General features: G+C 67.1%; 13 protein-coding genes, 2 tRNA genes and 1 pseudogene. 9 read left to right on the top strand and 7 right to left on the bottom strand.

All coding sequences use genetic code 11. The features are described from left to right. Window positions 1-1,010: 1,010 nt before the first annotated feature. From BJG92_RS04585 to BJG92_RS04575, 3 genes are all read right to left on the bottom strand, one after another. Window positions 1,011-1,223 (bottom strand): hypothetical protein, encoded by a 213-nt coding sequence (locus BJG92_RS04585; RefSeq protein ID WP_232082843.1) that lies wholly within the window; start codon window positions 1,221-1,223, stop codon window positions 1,011-1,013. A gap of 24 nt (window positions 1,224-1,247) precedes the next feature. Beyond that, a complete protein-coding gene (gene dcd, locus BJG92_RS04580) occupies window positions 1,248-1,823 on the bottom strand; it encodes a dCTP deaminase (RefSeq protein WP_232082842.1) in 576 nt (191 codons plus the stop codon). Window positions 1,824-1,939: 116 nt separating this feature from the next. After that, on the bottom strand, window positions 1,940-2,398 hold the full coding sequence (locus tag BJG92_RS04575; RefSeq protein ID WP_232082841.1) for an SRPBCC family protein: 459 nt from the start codon (window positions 2,396-2,398) through the stop codon (window positions 1,940-1,942). Window positions 2,399-2,782: 384 nt separating this feature from the next. Here BJG92_RS04575 and BJG92_RS04570 point away from each other — a divergent pair. The 3 genes from BJG92_RS04570 (at window position 2,783) to BJG92_RS04560 (ending at window position 4,278) form a co-directional block, all read left to right on the top strand. Beyond that, window positions 2,783-2,856 (top strand) — tRNA-Gly (locus tag BJG92_RS04570). A 115-nt stretch (window positions 2,857-2,971) separates the two neighbouring features. Then, window positions 2,972-3,121 carry a hypothetical protein gene (locus BJG92_RS04565; RefSeq protein WP_232082840.1) on the top strand — a complete coding sequence of 50 codons (150 nt, stop codon included), beginning with the start codon at window positions 2,972-2,974 and terminating at the stop codon, window positions 3,119-3,121. Between the two features lie 8 nt (window positions 3,122-3,129). Next, a complete protein-coding gene (locus tag BJG92_RS04560; RefSeq protein ID WP_374199756.1) occupies window positions 3,130-4,278 on the top strand; it encodes a N(5)-(carboxyethyl)ornithine synthase in 1,149 nt (382 codons plus the stop codon). Window positions 4,279-4,291: 13 nt separating this feature from the next. Here the strand turns inward: BJG92_RS04560 and BJG92_RS04555 are convergent, their stop codons facing one another. Further along, window positions 4,292-5,692, bottom strand: a complete 1,401-nt coding sequence (locus BJG92_RS04555) for an MFS transporter (RefSeq protein WP_232082838.1) — start codon at window positions 5,690-5,692, stop codon at window positions 4,292-4,294. Between the two features lie 152 nt (window positions 5,693-5,844). Here BJG92_RS04555 and BJG92_RS04550 point away from each other — a divergent pair, with 152 nt between their 5' ends. Together BJG92_RS04550 and BJG92_RS04545 are read left to right on the top strand one after the other, a co-directional pair. Next, a complete protein-coding gene (locus BJG92_RS04550; protein ID WP_232082837.1) occupies window positions 5,845-6,699 on the top strand; it encodes a LysR family transcriptional regulator in 855 nt (284 codons plus the stop codon). A gap of 231 nt (window positions 6,700-6,930) precedes the next feature. Beyond that, window positions 6,931-7,290, top strand: coding sequence for a hypothetical protein (locus BJG92_RS04545; protein ID WP_232082836.1), 360 nt, complete (start codon window positions 6,931-6,933; stop codon window positions 7,288-7,290). A 105-nt stretch (window positions 7,291-7,395) separates the two neighbouring features. On the opposite strand, the gene BJG92_RS04540 is transcribed toward BJG92_RS04545, so the two are convergent. Then, a complete protein-coding gene (locus BJG92_RS04540; protein WP_232082835.1) occupies window positions 7,396-10,938 on the bottom strand; it encodes a bifunctional proline dehydrogenase/L-glutamate gamma-semialdehyde dehydrogenase in 3,543 nt (1,180 codons plus the stop codon). Window positions 10,939-11,176: 238 nt separating this feature from the next. Continuing rightward, window positions 11,177-12,640, bottom strand: coding sequence for an amino acid permease (locus BJG92_RS04535; protein WP_232082834.1), 1,464 nt, complete (start codon window positions 12,638-12,640; stop codon window positions 11,177-11,179). 140 nt (window positions 12,641-12,780) lie between these two features. Between BJG92_RS04535 and BJG92_RS18595 the strand changes: the two are divergent. After that, window positions 12,781-12,909: pseudogene (locus BJG92_RS18595) on the top strand (LysR family transcriptional regulator); the annotation flags it as partial. A gap of 507 nt (window positions 12,910-13,416) precedes the next feature. Here BJG92_RS18595 and BJG92_RS04525 read toward each other — a convergent pair. Further along, window positions 13,417-13,497: transfer RNA gene (locus BJG92_RS04525), tRNA-Arg, on the bottom strand. A gap of 6 nt (window positions 13,498-13,503) precedes the next feature. On the opposite strand from BJG92_RS04525, the gene BJG92_RS04520 reads away from it, so the two are divergent. The 3 genes from BJG92_RS04520 to BJG92_RS04510 form a co-directional block, all read left to right on the top strand. After that, window positions 13,504-13,704 carry a hypothetical protein gene (locus BJG92_RS04520; protein ID WP_232082832.1) on the top strand — a complete coding sequence of 67 codons (201 nt, stop codon included), beginning with the start codon at window positions 13,504-13,506 and terminating at the stop codon, window positions 13,702-13,704. A gap of 59 nt (window positions 13,705-13,763) precedes the next feature. Further along, complete coding sequence (panD, locus tag BJG92_RS04515) at window positions 13,764-14,192, top strand: aspartate 1-decarboxylase (protein ID WP_232082831.1); 429 nt, start codon at window positions 13,764-13,766, stop codon at window positions 14,190-14,192. Window positions 14,193-14,366: 174 nt separating this feature from the next. Next, the coding region (locus tag BJG92_RS04510) for an HNH endonuclease family protein (RefSeq protein ID WP_232082830.1) at window positions 14,367-15,276 on the top strand (910 nt) is incomplete at its 3' end.

The following is a 15,276-nucleotide window of genomic DNA, read 5'->3' as shown; positions in this document are numbered from 1 at the left end:
GTTTTTTGGTTGCTGGCAAGCTCGCTTGCTCGGCGGCCGACGGAGCCCTGTCTACCCGCAGGGCAAGGGGCCGGAAATTCCCTCAAGGAAATCAGCGACGCAGGAGCACCGGAAGGACATTTCCTGCACCGCAGGCACCGGGAGGAACGACCGGGGCTAGACGGGGTGGAGCGGACGCCTAGAATCCGGAGGAGGACAGCAACCAGAAAACGTCGAAGACGTGAGGAAGGGCCAGGGCGGGCCGGAGCCCTGCGACGGACAGCACTGGACCCCACAGCCGGCCGCGCAAGCGGACGCCCGGTAACTGGTTGGAGCGCAGCGGAAATCAGGGCCCTTGATATGGTGGGCCGGTCTTTGCCGGTTGCAGATTTTAGTGAACAGACAGGGCGTCGATGGTCGAGAGATTGTGGTCTTATTGGCCGATAGGGCTCTGGGTGCCCGGCATTATGGTCATCGTGTACCTCGTCTTCCGCAAAGCGGATCTGCGTCGGGTCTTCGTCATATCGTTGCTGGGTTTTGCCGTGACTTTCGCCCTGTCCTGGTGGGCCTATGCCGCTCAGTCGGATCTACCCGTCAGGACAGAAAGCACAGCGCTCGGTACCCGGACGACCGATGTCAACACCAGCCTGTCTGCGTTGTTCGGACTGCTCTTCAGCTTCTACGGCTTCATGGGTACGGCTGCCATCTGGGCTGTCCACGAGGTGGTCCGCCGGGTTGCCCGACGACGGACGTCCAGGTCTGCTCGGAAGCATGAAGATCGAGGGGAGAAAAGTACTGGCCCGACTCGGTCGAGCCGGAACTAGGCGTGGCGGCAGCTGGCCTTTACGCCCCCGGAGAACGGGCCAGAGCCGTCAGCGCCTGGATCCGCTTCCAGTGTCCGTGATGGGCCGAACCGCGGAACGGGTGGTGACCATGCCCGCATCATCAGAGCATGGCCATCCGGTTCTTGATTGCCGGTGGCCCCGGGTCTCGGACGGTCCGGGAAGCCAGGCGGGGTCCCTCGGCACAGCTCAACGCCGAGCCGGAGGCACCCGCTGCTGGTTCGTTTGGCCCCGGTCATCCTTGTCCGGGGTTTCCGGCGCGATGCGCTGCAGGAGGGCGTCGTGGGCCTTTTTCAGGGTCTCGGCCCGGGCCTCGGCCGCGGCCACCCTGGCCGCCGCGGCAGCTGCGGTGTTGCTGGCCTGCTGCTCGGCCGCGTGTGCCTGCCCCAGCTGCGCTTCCATCGCCGCAGCCTGGGCAGGCAGGGTCTAGATGTCCGTGCGGTGGAAATTCAGGTGGCTGCGGCTCGCCGTGGGACCGCGCTGGCCCTGGTAGCGGTTGCCGTATTCGCCGGAGCCGTAGGGGTGTTCGGCGGCCGAGGTGAGCCGGAAGAAGCAGAGTTGGCCGATCTTCATGCCCGGCCACAGCTTGATCGGCAGCGTTGCCATGTTGGACAGCTCCAGGGTGACGTGGCCCGAGAATCCGGGGTCGATGAAGCCGGCCGTCGAGTGCGTGAGCAGGCCCAGCCGGCCGAGCGAGGACTTGCCCTCCAGCCGGGCGGCGATGTCGTCCGGCAGCGTCACGGTCTCATACGTGGAGCCCAGGACGAACTCCCCTGGGTGCAGGATGAACGGCTCGCCGGACTCGACCTCAACGAGGCGGGTCAGGTCGGGCTGTTCCTCGGCCGGATCAATATGGGCGTACTTGTGGTTGTCGAAAAGGCGGAAGAACCTGTCGATCCGTACGTCCACCGACGAGGGCTGAACCATGGCAGGGTCGAACGGCTCCAGAACGATGCGTTGGGAGTCTATTTCGGTACGAATGTCGCGGTCTGAGATCAGCACAGTCTCAAAAATACCGCACTGGGCCACAGCCGGAGCGCGTGCGGGCAGTGTTACGGAAGCGGGCCAGGTCCCGCCCGGCCGGCCCCCGTCCGCGGCCCGGCTGCCTATTCCCTGGCCTAGTCCCGGTCCGGTTCCCGGTCCGGGAGATCTTCCAGCACCGTTTTGAGCCGATCCAGCTGGCGGACCTCGGCCTTCATCTGCCGGCCGTACGGGGACCTCAACCGGGCAAGAATCCCCCGCGGCTCGCACTCCAGGGCGAAACGGACGCGCGTGCCCCGGCCTTCCGTGCTCAAGTAGTAGCCGCCGTGAAGGCGGGCCTCGCCCACGAGGACCCGGTACTGGATCTCGGCCCCCGGCCGGGCCTCGGTGATCTCAAAATCGCCGGCGACGGGGCGGCCACGCGGCCCGGCGAGTGTTTGCCGGTAGATTGCTCCCTTGGACCCGGCGGCGCCTGATTCCAGCTCGATCCTGCGGATCCCGGCCCGCCAGCGCGGGAGGTTCCCGCCGTCCAGCAGGAAGTTGTACACGTTCATGGCATCACGCTCGATGACGACGTCGTACTCTGCGAACGCCACGGAATCCCTTGCTCGGCGGATGGCTGATGGGCGCAGCCCGCATCCCCGGGGACTGCAGCTAGCTCTTTCAGGATAGGCAGCGGCGCCCGCCAAACGAAGCCGTGTGGCGGGCCTTTATCGAAGAGTTACGGACTCTCCCGGCCGTGTACCGCTCCGTGACTTCTTCCTGGACTTCTTCCTGGCGGCACCGCGCCATCCTGGCTCCCCCGCCCATCTGACTCAAATGGCCGCTCTCCCGGGCGGCTTAGCGTCCATTCGCGGCAACGGCGGAGTCCACGGCCCGCGATGGCGCCGGCGCGACGTGTTCGTCGAACGCCCGGGGCTGGGGTAAGGTGAATCTCGTTGTTCCCCGGGACCAAGTCCAGCATTCTGGACAGTCCCGATGCGGCTGTAGCTCAATGGTAGAGCGCTAGCTTCCCAAGCTTGATACGCGGGTTCGATTCCCGTCAGCCGCTCCACTCCGCAGCAGGACTCCAGGCGGAACTCTGCCCGCCGGGCTCCTCCCGGGCCGTTAGGCCCCTACCTGTATGGTTCGAAGTCAGGAACCCCTCCGGTTCCGCTACAGGAGCGATCATGGCTGACAAATCCCCCCGTCAAGCAGCATCCAAGAAATCCGGCAAATCCCTGAAGGAAAAGCGGGCCGAGAAAAAGACCGCGGCAGCGCCGCCCAGCTCCCTGGACAAGGCCACCAGCTCCAAGCCGGCGGGTCCCAAAAAGAAGTGAGCGGCAGCGTGAACCACCTCACCCTCGGAGTCCTTGCCAGCACGCGGAAGCCGGACGAGCGGCGCCTGCCGATTCACCCCCTCCATCTGGACCGCATCGCTCCGGAACTCCGGCAGCGGCTGATCCTGGAAGAGGGCTACGGCGAGCGTTTCGGTGTCTCAGATGCCCATCTGGCACCGCTGGTGGGGCGCATCGTGCCGCGGGCGGAGCTGCTGGCGGAGTCCGACGTCGTCCTCCTGCCCAAGCCGCAGCCCGAGGACCTTGCCGAACTCCGTGACGGGCAGGTCCTCTGGGGCTGGCCGCACTGTGTCCAGGACCGGGCCATCACCCAGCTGGCGATCGACAAGAAACTCACGCTGATCGCTTTCGAGGCCATGAACCACTGGGCCAGCGACGGCGGGTTCGGACTTCACGTGTTCCACAAGAACAACGAGCTCGCCGGCTACTGCTCAGTGCTGCATGCCCTGGCCCTGACCGGATCCACCGGCGACTACGGCCGCCGGCTGAGCGCCGTCGTGATCGGCTTCGGGGCCACGGCCCGCGGCGCGGTGACGGCCCTGAACGCCCACGGCGTCCACGACGTGCAGGTGCTGACCAACCGCGGCGTCGCCGCCGTGGGCTCGCCCATCCACTCGGTCCGGATCGCCCAGTTCGACCACGACAGCGAGGCGCCTTACCTCAGCGAGGTCATCACTGAACGCGGGCGCGTGCCGCTTGCGCCGTTCCTCGCCGAGAGCGACATCGTGGTCAACTGCACCCTGCAGGACCCCAACGCGCCGCTCACCTACCTGCGCACCGAGGACCTGGCCGCTTTCCGCCCCGGCAGCCTGATTGTGGACGTGTCCTGCGACGAGGGGATGGGCTTCAGCTGGGCGAAAAACACTACCTTCGCCCAGCCGATGTTCAAGGTCGGAGACCACATCGACTACTACGCAGTGGACCACACTCCGTCCTACCTCTGGAACTCCGCCAGCTGGGAAATCAGCGAAGCACTGCTGCCGTTCCTGGAAACCGTGATGTCCGGCCCCGAGGCCTGGGCGGGGAACGAGACGATCCGCCGCGCGATCGAAATCCGCGACGGCGCCGTCCAGAACCCGGATGTGCTGCGGTTCCAGCAGCGGGAGCCGGTGTACCCGCACCTGTCGCTTGGCGACTAGGCCGTCCCGGAACCTAGCGTGTCGCGGCCGCAGGACCCCCGCCCGGGTGCTGCCCGCGCCCCCGGCCGGCCCGCTTCCGGACAATCGTCATGAGGCGGCGCCGGTCCTTGAGGTCCACCTTCAGCATCAGCTGATCCCGGCGTGCCAGCACGAGCGCGACCGTCGCCGCCGCGAGTGCCGGAACTGCGCCGGAGACCAGGATGGCGGTGTGCGGGTCGAAGTGTTCGGCCAGCCAGCCGATCATCGGCCCGCCGATCGCCTGCCCGCCGATCAGCACCATGATGTACAGGCTCATCACCCGTCCCCGGATGGCCATATTGGAGCTGATCTGGACCAGCTGGTTGGCCGCCGTCAGGAACATCAGGCACCAGAACCCGGCCAGCACCATCGCCGCGCCAAACCACACCATGGACGGCGCCAGCGACGCCAGGCACAGCATGAGTCCGTACATGCCGGCCCCGAGCATCACGGAGCGCAGCCGAAGTTGGCGCCGCCGCGCTGAGGTGATCGCCCCGGCCAGTGCGCCGAGGGCCACGAGCGCGTTCAAGAGGCCGTAGCCGCCGGCCCCGACGTCGTACACATGATCAGCGAAGGCGGCCAGCAGCACCGGCAGGCTCATCGCGAACACGGCAATAAAGCCGGCCATGAGCCAGGGCCAGTAGATGGTCGGCTTGCTCAGCGCATAGTTCAGGCCTTCCTTGAGCATGCCCTTGCGTTTGCGTGCCGGCGCGCTGAGGTGCAGCTGGTCCGTGCGCAGCGTGAGCAGCATCGCCACCGTGGAGCAGCACGCCACCGCATTGGCGGCGAACGCCCAGCCGGCGCCTACCGCGGTGAGCAGCAGCCCCGCGACCGCGGGTCCGATCAGGCCGCCGAGCTGGAAGACCGTGGAGTTCACGCTGATGGCATTGCGCAGGTAAGCCGGCCCAACCAACTCATTGACGAAGACCTGGCGCGCGGGCTGGTCCAGCACCGTTACCAGGCCCAGGGCCAGGGCGATCGCGTAGATGTGCCAGACCTCGATCCGCTGGCTCAGGGCCAGGACCGCGAGGACTGCCGCCAGCACCGCAGCCACCGACTGGCACAGCATCAGGATCTTCCGCTTCGCGAAGCGGTCCGCCATCATCCCCGCCCAGGGACCGAGGAACAGCGAGGGCAGGAACTGCAGCGCCACCGTGATGCCGACGGCGGTGACGGAGCCGGAGAGCTGGAGCACCAGCCAGTCCTGGGCGATCCGCTGCATCCACAGGGCCACCACTGCGATGAAGTGGCCCATCGCGAAGATCCGGAAATTGCGGACCTTCAGCGAGATGAACGTGTGGCGCCACGGCAGGGGCTGGTTGACGACGGCGACTGGTGCGGTGCTGGTGTCCGGGAGCCGGGTGATGGTGGCCTGTAACGGCGGAGGGGGTGCCACGGAAAGTCCTAAAAGGAGCGGGTGTGCGGGGGTGCCTTAACGCTAAGCTGGCCCCGGCAGATTGTGGAAGCTTATTGTGTGCATAACTCGCATTACGAAGCGCAATATGCTGCGAGACCGCACCGCCCAGCGCCTACGGCTCAGGAGGCCGCATGTTTGAACCCGCCCAGCTCCGCTCCTTCCTGGCCGTCGCCGAAACCCTGAGCTTCACCAAGGCCGCCGAACGGCTGGGCCTGGCCCAGCCGACCGTGAGCCAGCACGTCCGCAAGCTCGAGACCGCCGCGAAGCGCGTGCTGGTGGCCCGCGACACCCGCGACGTGCGCCTGACGGACAACGGAGACGCCATGGCAGGGTTTGCCCGCAGCATCCTCGCCGCGCACGACTCCGCGTCCCGCTATTTCTCCGGATCGGCGATGCGCGGGCGGCTGCGGTTCGGCACGGCCGACGATCTGGCCATCACCGGGCTCCCGCGGATCCTCCGGGAGTTCCGGCAGGTCTACCCCCACATCAACCTGGAGCTCACGGTGGGCCAGAGCGACCACCTTTACAAGCGGCTCAATGCGGGCCAGCTGGACCTCGTCTTCGTCAAATGGGTGGCCGGCGCGAAGGAGGGCACGGTGGTCCAGCAGGACTCCTTCGCCTGGGTGGGCCTGGAACAGACGGTGCTGGATCCGTCCGAGTCCGTTCCGCTGATCGCCTACCCTTCCCCCAGCCTGAGCCGGAAGCTTGCCATCGACGCGCTGGAATCCACCGGCCGGACCTGGCGGATCACGTGCACCACCCGGCAGATCAGCGGCGTGCTCGCCGCCGTGCGGGCCGGCATCGGCGTGGCGGTAATGCCGTCCTCCCTGGTGCCGGATGACCTGTTGAACATCACCCGGCGCTTCGACCTCCCTTCCGTGGGCGACGTCGACTTCACGCTGATCCGCAACCCGCTGGCCAACACCGAGGTGATTGAGGCCCTCACCCAGTCGATCGTGGGGCGCACCCTGAAGCGCTCGGCCTGAGCCGCCCCGTTCCGGGACGCCTGCGTCCCGTCGGCACGCGCCGGTTTGTGTACTTACGCCCCTGCTACTTGGATTAAGTACTTACGCAAGCCATTGATCCACCCTGAGTCCTGACCTATCCTGAGAGAGTTGAGGGTCAAGCAGAGGCCAATGCAACGCTTCGAAGCAAACGAACGTTGACCTGCTCCTCTGCCCTTGGGGGCGGCACGGCAGCGTTCGGGAAGGCCGACAATGACGCCAGCCACAAACCGCCCACACGTTCCCGCCGCAGCTTCAGCCCGCGCGCTCACGGTGGTGCGGCCACCGAGTCCCACGGTGAACCGCGGGGCCGCAGCCCAGCACACAGTCCGGGGACGCCGCGATCCGCATCCCGCCACGCTCGCGGAGGCCGAGTACGTCGGCAGTCCGTTCTGCGAACGCTGCGGCACCGACGAGTACATCTATCTCGAGACCTTTGTTCCCGCCACCCACCACCTGGACGGCTCCATCAACAGGCCGGGCGAGGTCACGTACTTCTGCTCCGGCTGCGACGACTTCTCCGCTCATCCGGTGCCCGCCTCGTGGGTGCCGCCCGGCTGGTACTTCGGTTGAGTCCCGATCCCAGCGGCCCCTGAACTTAACGAGCCGGACCGCCACCCCGTGAAGGGTGGCGGTCCGGCTCGTTTGCTGGTTGTCTCCGCAGTCCCGCCGGCAGCCTTAGATCAGGGCGTCCGAGAGGTGGTTGGGGGTGCCGAAGCGGTGGCTCGTGATGCTGATGGCCTGCTCGTGCAGGAACGGCAGCAGCTCCACGCGTCCGGCTTCCGTGACCGGGTGGACGTAGACCGCCAGGTCCGGGCGGCCGCCCGTGGCTTCGGCCAGCGCCCTGGCGTCCCCGCCGATCAGCCGGATCCGGGCGCCGGAGAGCTTGCCCGCCGCGGCGCGCGTGCCGGCGGAAGCGAGCCATTCGGCGTCGTTCTCCAGGGTGACGGCAATGCCGAGGCCGGAGAAGACAGCGCGCAGCCGGGCGGGCAGCTCGACGGCAGCCGACACAGTCAGGGCGGAGCCCGCCCGGACGCCGGCAGCCACGGTCCGGACCAGGTGGGCGGGCGGCTCGCCCTCGGAGAGGCGAACCGAGACCGGCAGCGGGCGGTAGCGGAAAATGTTGCGTTCCGCGCTCAGACCGGAAACGTCCCTGGCCGTGCCAAACTCCTCGGCCCAGGCCAGGGCATCGGAGGCCAGTGCACGCTGCAGCGCTTCCAGCTCGCCGGCGGACAGGAAGTCCTTGGCCGCATCCTCGATCCGGCGGACGCCGGAGTGCACGGGTGCTGCCGCGTCGTTGCTGCCGGCAGAGCTCGGCTTGCTGACCCATTCGCCGAGCCCGAGGAGGTAGCTGGGCCCGCCGGCCTTGGTGCCGGCCCCGACTGCCGACTTTTTCCAGCCGCCGAAGGGCTGGCGCTGCACGATCGCGCCGGTGATGCCCCGGTTGACGTAGAGGTTGCCGGCCTGGACGGTGTCCAGCCAGAGCCCCAGCTCCTCGGTGTTGAGCGAGTGCAGGCCCGAGGTGAGGCCGTAATCGATCTGGTTCTGGATGGCGATGGCGTCTTCCAGCGTGTCCGCGGTCATGACGCCGAGCACAGGGCCGAAGAACTCGGTGAGGTGGAAGTAGGAACCACGGCGGACACCGTAGCGGATGCCCGGGCTCCACAGCTTGCCGGTCTCATCCAGCCTCTTCGGCTCCACGGCCCAGCTTTCACCTTCGCCCAGGGTGGTAAGCGCGTTGAGCAGCTTGCCGCCGGCGGGTTCGATGATCGGGCCCATCTGGCTGGCCGGGTCCTCGGGGTAGCCGACCTTGAGCGAGGTGACGGCATCGACCAGCTGGTTGTGGAATCGCTTGGATTTCGCCACGGAGCCGACGAGGATCACCAGCGATGCCGCGGAGCACTTCTGCCCGGCATGGCCGAAGGCGGAGTACGCGACGTCCTTGGCCGCGAGGTCCAGGTCCGCGCTCGGGGTCACGATGATGGCGTTCTTGCCGCTGGTCTCGGCCAGCAGGGGCAGGTCCTTGCGGAAGGAGCGGAACAGCTCGGCGGTCTCGTAGCCGCCGGTCAGGATGACGCGGTCCACGTCCGGGTGGGAAATGAGCTGCCGGCCCAGTTCACGCTCGCCCAGCTGCACCATGGTGAGGACGTCGCGAGGGACGCCGGCTTCCCAGAGTGCCTCGATCATGACGGCGCCGCTGCGGCGGGCCTGCTTGGCGGGCTTGATCACGACGGCGGAGCCGGCGGCAAGGGCCGCGAAGGTGGAGCCGGCCGGGATGGCGACCGGGAAGTTCCACGGCGGCGTCACAACGGTGAGCCTGGCCGGGACGAAGGTGGCGCCGTCGACGTCGTCGAGCTTGCGGGCAGACTCGGCGTAGTAGTGCGCAAAGTCGACCGCCTCGCTGACCTCGGGATCGCCCTGGTCGATCGTCTTGCCGGTCTCACTCGCCATGACCTCCAGCAGATCCGCGCGGCGGGCCTCGAGGACGTCACCGGCGCGGTGCAGGATCACTGCCCGCTCGGCACCGGAGAGCGCACCCCAGGCCTTGCCCTTCTCCACCGCGGTGTCGATCACGGAGGTGAGGGTTTCGGCGTCGTTGATGGTGGCAGCTTCCACGGCGGCGTTGCCCAGCGTGGAGGACGTTACGCGGCCCAGGATGGCACGGCCCCAGTCGCGGTTCGCAGGCAGCGACGGGTCCGTGTCCGCGGTGTTCTCGAACGCGTCGTGCGGCATCGGCGCGGCCGGGAGGGCGCGGTTCTGCCGGCGGTTCGGGGCCGGGACCTCGTCGTCGAGCCTGGCGAGGGAGGCGAGGAAGCGCTGCTTCTCACGCTCGAAGAGGGCTTCGTTCTCGCTGAGCTCGAAGACGGCGGACATGAAGTTGTCCTGGCTGGCGCCCTCTTCAAGGCGGCGGATCAGGTAGGCAATCGCGACGTCGAACTCGGCGGGGTGGACCACCGGGGTGTAGAGCAGGAGCGAGCCGACATCGCGTTTCACGGCTTCGGCCTGGCCCTGGGCCATCCCGAGCAGCATCTCGAACTCGATCCCCTGCTGTGCGGTATCGGCGATGCCGCGCTGCTTGGCCAGCAGCCAGGCGAAGGCGATGTCGAAGAGGTTGTGGCCGGCGACGCCGATCCGGATGTTGCGGATCCGGTCCGGGTGCAGCGAGTAGTTGATGACGCGCTTGTAGTTGGTGTCCGAGTCCTGCTTGGTGTGCCAGGTGGCCAGCGGCCAGTCGTGCAGGGACGCCTCCACCTGCTCCATCGGCAGGTTGGCGCCCTTGACCACGCGGACCTTGATCGCGGCGCCGCCGCCGGCGCGGCGGGCGGCGGCCCAGTCCTGCAGGCGGATCATCGCGGACAGTGCGTCCGGGAGGTAGGCCTGGAGCACGATTCCGGCCTCGAGGTTCTTGAACTCCGGCTTGTCCAGGATCCGGGTGAAGACCGCAATGGTCATGTCCAGGTCCTTGTATTCCTCCATGTCCAGGTTGATGAACTTGGCTTTCTGTCCGCCGGCGGCAAAGGACGCGGCGCGGGTGAACAGCGGGGTGAGCTTCTCGACGACGTGCTCCACGGCCTCGTCGAAGGCCCAGGCCGAGTGCGGTGCGACGGTGGAGGAGACCTTGATCGAGACGTAGTCGACGTCGGGGCGGGACAGGAGTTTGTGGGTCCCCTCAAGCCGGCGCGAGGCCTCGTGCTCGCCGAGCACGGCTTCGCCGAGGAGGTTGACGTTGAGCTTGATGCCTTCCTTGCGGATCCTGGCGATGGACGGGCCCAGCTTGGCGTCGGTGGCATCGACGATGAGGTGTCCCACCATTTCGCGGAGCACCCGGCGGGCGATCGGGATGACCACCTGGGGCAGGACCGGGGCCATGGCGCCGCCGAGACGGACGGCGCTGCGCATGTACCAGGGCAGGAACGCCGGGACCTTGGGGGCCAGGGCAGCGAGGTTGCGGGCGGCGACCTGGAGGTCTTCGGGGCGGACGACGCCGTCGACGAACCCGACCGTGAAGTCCAGGCCGTTGGGGTCCTTCAGGACGCCGGCGAGCTGCTCGGCGGAGGCGTCGACGGGGACCTTGGCTGCTTCCGTGAGCCAGTGGCGCACCAGTGCGATGGTTTCCTCGGCCAGGGCCGCGGCCTCGAGCACCGGGGAGCCTTCCGAGACGGCCGGGTGCCCGGCGACGCTGCCGGTGATCACGCCGGACTCCGCTGAAATGTTGGTCATGGCTGGTACTCGTTCTTTCTCAAAATGTGGACCTCTTACGAATCAGTATGCGACCGGATTTTCATAAGATAAAGCGATGTTTCCTGAGCAATACTGGTTAGAAAATCCAAAGTTTTCTCTTTCCCGTCCGAACGTCCGGAAACCGCCCCCGCCCTTTAAAACCCGTTGCGCTATCACTTCCGGCCCTCAGGACCTGCGGATGGGAGCCATTAGTGATAGCGCAACGGGCGTGGCGTGGTTACGCCAGGGGGCGGTGCATCTCCACGATCTCTTCGTGCCGCGGGCTGTCCGGGTTCAACAGCGAGTGCTTGCGGCCGTAGGTGAAGTAGATGATCAGGCCGACCACGAGCCAGATCCCGAACCGCAGCCAGGTCTCCCAGTGCAGCTGGAACATCAGGAACAGCGAGGCCAGCACACCGAACGCCGGGACCAGGGGCATCAGCGGCAGGCGGAACGTCCGGGGGGCGTCAGGCTTCTTGTAGCGGAACACGATCACCGACAAGCACACGACGACGAACGCGGCCAGGATGCCGATGTTGGTCAGGTCTGCCACGGCCTTGATGGGAAGGATGCCAGCCAGGACTGCCGACCCGACGCCGGCGATCCAGGTCACGCGCTGCGGCGTGCCGTGCCGGTCCGTCTTGGCGAACCAGCCCGGCAGCAGGCCGTCGCGGCTCATCGAAAACCAAACGCGGGTGACGCCGAGAAGGAAGGTCAGCATCACGGTGAGGATGGACAGGACCGCGAAGACGGAGATGATCGTCGCAATCACGGGCAGCCCTACGCTGTTGAAGGCGGAGGCGAAGCCGGCCTTGGGGTCGATCTCGGTGTAATTCTGCATCCCGGTGAGCACCAGGGTGGCGGCCACGTAGAGCAGCATGGCAATGATCAGCGAGTAGATGATTGCCTTCGGCATGTTCTTCTTGCCGTCCTTCGCCTCCTCCGCCGCGGTACTCATGGCGTCGTAACCGAACACGGCGAAGAACACCGTGGCGGAGCCGGCCACCACGGGACCGAAGCCGCTGGGGAAGAACGGGTTGTAGTTGTTGGTGTTGATGTAGAAGATGCCCAGCCCGATGATGAACAGGATCAGCACCACTTTGATGCCGACGGCAATCAGCTCGAAGCGTCCAAAGGTCTTGGTGCCGCGGGAGAGGATCCACGTCACCAGCAGGCAGACGAGGATCGCGGGAAGGTTGATGATGCCGCCCGTGCCCTCATCCGGCGTCGCTGTCATCCAGGCGGGCATATGGATGCCGATGCCGGAGAGGGCGGCGTCGAAGTAGCCCGAAATGCCGATGGCCACCACGGCGACGATGGCAATGTACTCCAGCAGCAGGTCCCAGCCGATAAACCAGCCGATGATCTCGCCGAGGGCAACATAGCCGTAGGTGTAGGCCGAGCCTGCCCGCGGGATCATGCCGGCAAACTCGGCGTAGGACAGCGCCGCGGCGGCGGAGGCGAGCCCCGCGATCAGGAACGAGACGAGCACGGCCGGGCCGACGCCGGGCTCGCCCCCGCTGCCGTGGGCCACAAGCCCCGCCAGCGAGAAGATGCCGACGCCGATGATGCCGCCGACGCCGATGGCCGTCAGCTGCCAGAGCCCCAGGCTCTTCTGCAATCCGCTGTGTTTGTTTTCTTCTTCGATGTCGTCAATGGGCTTGCGCCGCATGATCGATGTGGTCACGTCTTTAGTCTTCATCAGGGTCTCCTGCTAGGTGTGGCGCCCATCAATCCACCCTGTGATGGGGGTTACTCAGTCCCAACAGTATGCAAGCCAATTTCCATTAGATAAAGTGAATTCTCCTAATCAATAACCGTTAGCTTCGCAAAGGAATAACAATGCTCGACGTCCGGCGGTTGCGCCTTCTCCGGGAACTGAAAATCCGGGGCACCCTGGCAGAGGTGGCCGAGGCCCTCCAGTACAGCCCGTCGTCGGTCTCGCAACAACTGGCCCTGCTGGAAAAGGAAGCCGGCGTGGAGCTGCTCCGCAAGACCGGACGCCGCGTGCAGTTGACGCCGCAGGCCGAAGTCCTCGTGGCGCACACGGCTCAGCTGCTGGAAACGCTGGAGCAGGCCGAGGCCGACCTCGCAGCCTCCCTGACTACCGTGACCGGGACGGTGCGGATGGCCGTCTTCCAGTCCGCGGCCCTGGCGCTCATGCCCGACGCCCTGACCCGGATGGCTGCCAGCTATCCCGAAGTCCGGGTCGAAATGACGCAGCGGGAACCCGAGACCGCCCTGCACGAGACCTGGGCCCGGGATTTCGACCTCGTGATCGCCGAGCAGTACCCCGGCCACGCGGCCCCCCGCTACGCCGAGCTGGACCGCGTGGCCCTGACGAGCGATGCGATCCGCCTGGCCGTCCCGCCGCGGTCCGCCGTCGGGCCTGACATCACGTCGCTTGCCGACACCGCTGAACTGGCCTGGGTGATGGAACCGCGCGGCGCAGCCTCCCGGCACTGGGCCGAACAGGCCTGCCGGAGCGCGGGATTCGAACCCGACGTCCGGTTCGAAACCGCCGATCTGCAGGCGCAGATCCGGCTGATCGAATCCGGCAACGCCGTGGCCCTGATGCCGGACCTCGTCTGGACCGGGCGCGGAACAACCGCTCTGCTGATCGATCTCCCGGGCGATCCGCACCGGACGGTCTTCACGTCGGTGCGGCGCTCAAGCGCCAAGCGCCCCGCCATCCTGGCCGCCCGGGAAATCCTCGCCGAAACCTCCGCGTCCATCGGCCGCGCCGTCGCGGCACCGGCGGGCTGAGCGGCCGTGTTCGCTGGCTCACAGCGCTCCCGGCGCCCCGGCGCTAGACTGGTGCGGTTATGAATCGCACAATTTTCAAGTCCAAGATCCACCGCGCCACGGTCACCCACGCCGACCTCCACTATGTCGGTTCCGTCACCGTGGACCTTGACCTTCTGGAAGCTGCCGACATTCTTCCCGGCGAGCTCGTGGCGATTGTCGACGTCACCAACGGCGCCCGGCTGGAGACCTACACGATTGCCGGCGAGCGCGGATCGGGTGTGATCGGCATCAACGGTGCGGCCGCCCACCTCATGCACGAGAACGACGTCGTCATCCTGATTACCTACGCCCAGATGACCACCGAAGAGGCCAAGGCCTACAACCCCAAAGTGGTGCATGTGGATCAGGACAACAGGATCGTCCAGATCGGCAATGACCCCGCCGAGGGGCACACTCCCGGGATGATGCGCCCGCCGTATGCCTTGAACAACGCCTCGCTGAACTAAAGTCCCTGACTGCTCCCCACCCCGGCCGCACCCCCGACTAAGGCAACGCGGGGTCACTTCGCGCCCATCCCGGGCCCCATCATGGGCGCGATGTGACCCCGCGTTGTCCTTGGCGCCGGTAGGGTGTGACTGGTCGGGATACTCCCCGCACAATTGCACGTATTGGGGAACCACTTGAAGAGCGCAGTAAGACACAGCGCCGGGCCACACAACGTCCGGTCATCCACGGCACGCCGCCGCACCGGGACGGTTGACTGGATTGCCGCCGGCCTTGCCGGACTGCTGCTCGTCTCCGCCACGGCGTGCGCCAGCCCGGCAGCGGCACCGGCCGAGGCCGCCGCACCCGGGAGCCCCGCCGCCAGTGTTACCGCCACGCCCAGCGCCACACCGACCACGACGCCGACCCCAACTCCGGGCACTGACGGAGCGCCGCTGGACCCTGAGACCACCCCCGGGGTCACCGCCGCCGGCCTCGGCGCCCCCAACCAGCAGCCCGCCTTCGCCAGCAAAGCCCTCGACGTGCTGGCCACGCTTCCCATTAAGGGCCGGGCGCCGAAGACCGGCTACTCGCGCGACCAGTTCGGCCAGGCCTGGGCCGACGTCGACCGCAACGGCTGCGACACCCGAAATGACATGCTGCGCCGGGACCTGGCCGCCGTGGCACTCAAGCCCGGTACCCACGACTGCGTCGTCCTCTCCGGTGTCCTGAACGACCCCTACACGGCCAGCCTGATCAACTTCCTCCGCGGCAACACCACCAGCACCGCCGTCCAGATCGACCATGTGGTGGCACTTAGCGACGCCTGGCAGAAGGGCGCACAGCAGCTCACTGCGGCCCAGCGCCTGTCCTTCGCGAATGATCCGCTGAACCTGCTGGCAGTGGATGGCCCCGCCAACATGAAAAAGAGCGACGGGGACGCCGCCACCTGGCTGCCGGCGAACAAGTCCTACCGCTGCGCCTACGTCGCACGCCAGATTTCGGTCAAGTCCAGCTACGGGCTGTGGGTGACGCAGGCGGAGCACGACGCGATGGCGCGGATCCTGGCCGACTGCCCGGACACCGCCGCTCCGACCAGCGAGGAGG

This window comes from Arthrobacter sp. SO5, from assembly GCF_020532805.1.
Lineage (GTDB): Bacteria > Actinomycetota > Actinomycetes > Actinomycetales > Micrococcaceae > Arthrobacter.
This window is presented reverse-complemented; position numbering and strand designations above follow the sequence as displayed.

What these genes read in the sequence shown, in the direction of transcription:
- BJG92_RS04550 (WP_232082837.1), top strand. Translation starts at nt 5,845, where the DNA reads ATGTTTGAACCCGCCCAGCTCCGCTCCTTCCTGGCCGTCGCCGAAACC.
- BJG92_RS04535 (WP_232082834.1), bottom strand. Translation starts at nt 12,640, where the DNA reads ATGAAGACTAAAGACGTGACCACATCGATCATGCGGCGCAAGCCCATT.
- BJG92_RS04540 (WP_232082835.1), bottom strand. Translation starts at nt 10,938, where the DNA reads ATGACCAACATTTCAGCGGAGTCCGGCGTGATCACCGGCAGCGTCGCC.
- BJG92_RS04565 (WP_232082840.1), top strand. Translation starts at nt 2,972, where the DNA reads ATGGCTGACAAATCCCCCCGTCAAGCAGCATCCAAGAAATCCGGCAAA.
- BJG92_RS04585 (WP_232082843.1), bottom strand. Translation starts at nt 1,223, where the DNA reads ATGGAAGCGCAGCTGGGGCAGGCACACGCGGCCGAGCAGCAGGCCAGC.
- BJG92_RS04545 (WP_232082836.1), top strand. Translation starts at nt 6,931, where the DNA reads ATGACGCCAGCCACAAACCGCCCACACGTTCCCGCCGCAGCTTCAGCC.
- panD (WP_232082831.1), top strand. Translation starts at nt 13,764, where the DNA reads ATGAATCGCACAATTTTCAAGTCCAAGATCCACCGCGCCACGGTCACC.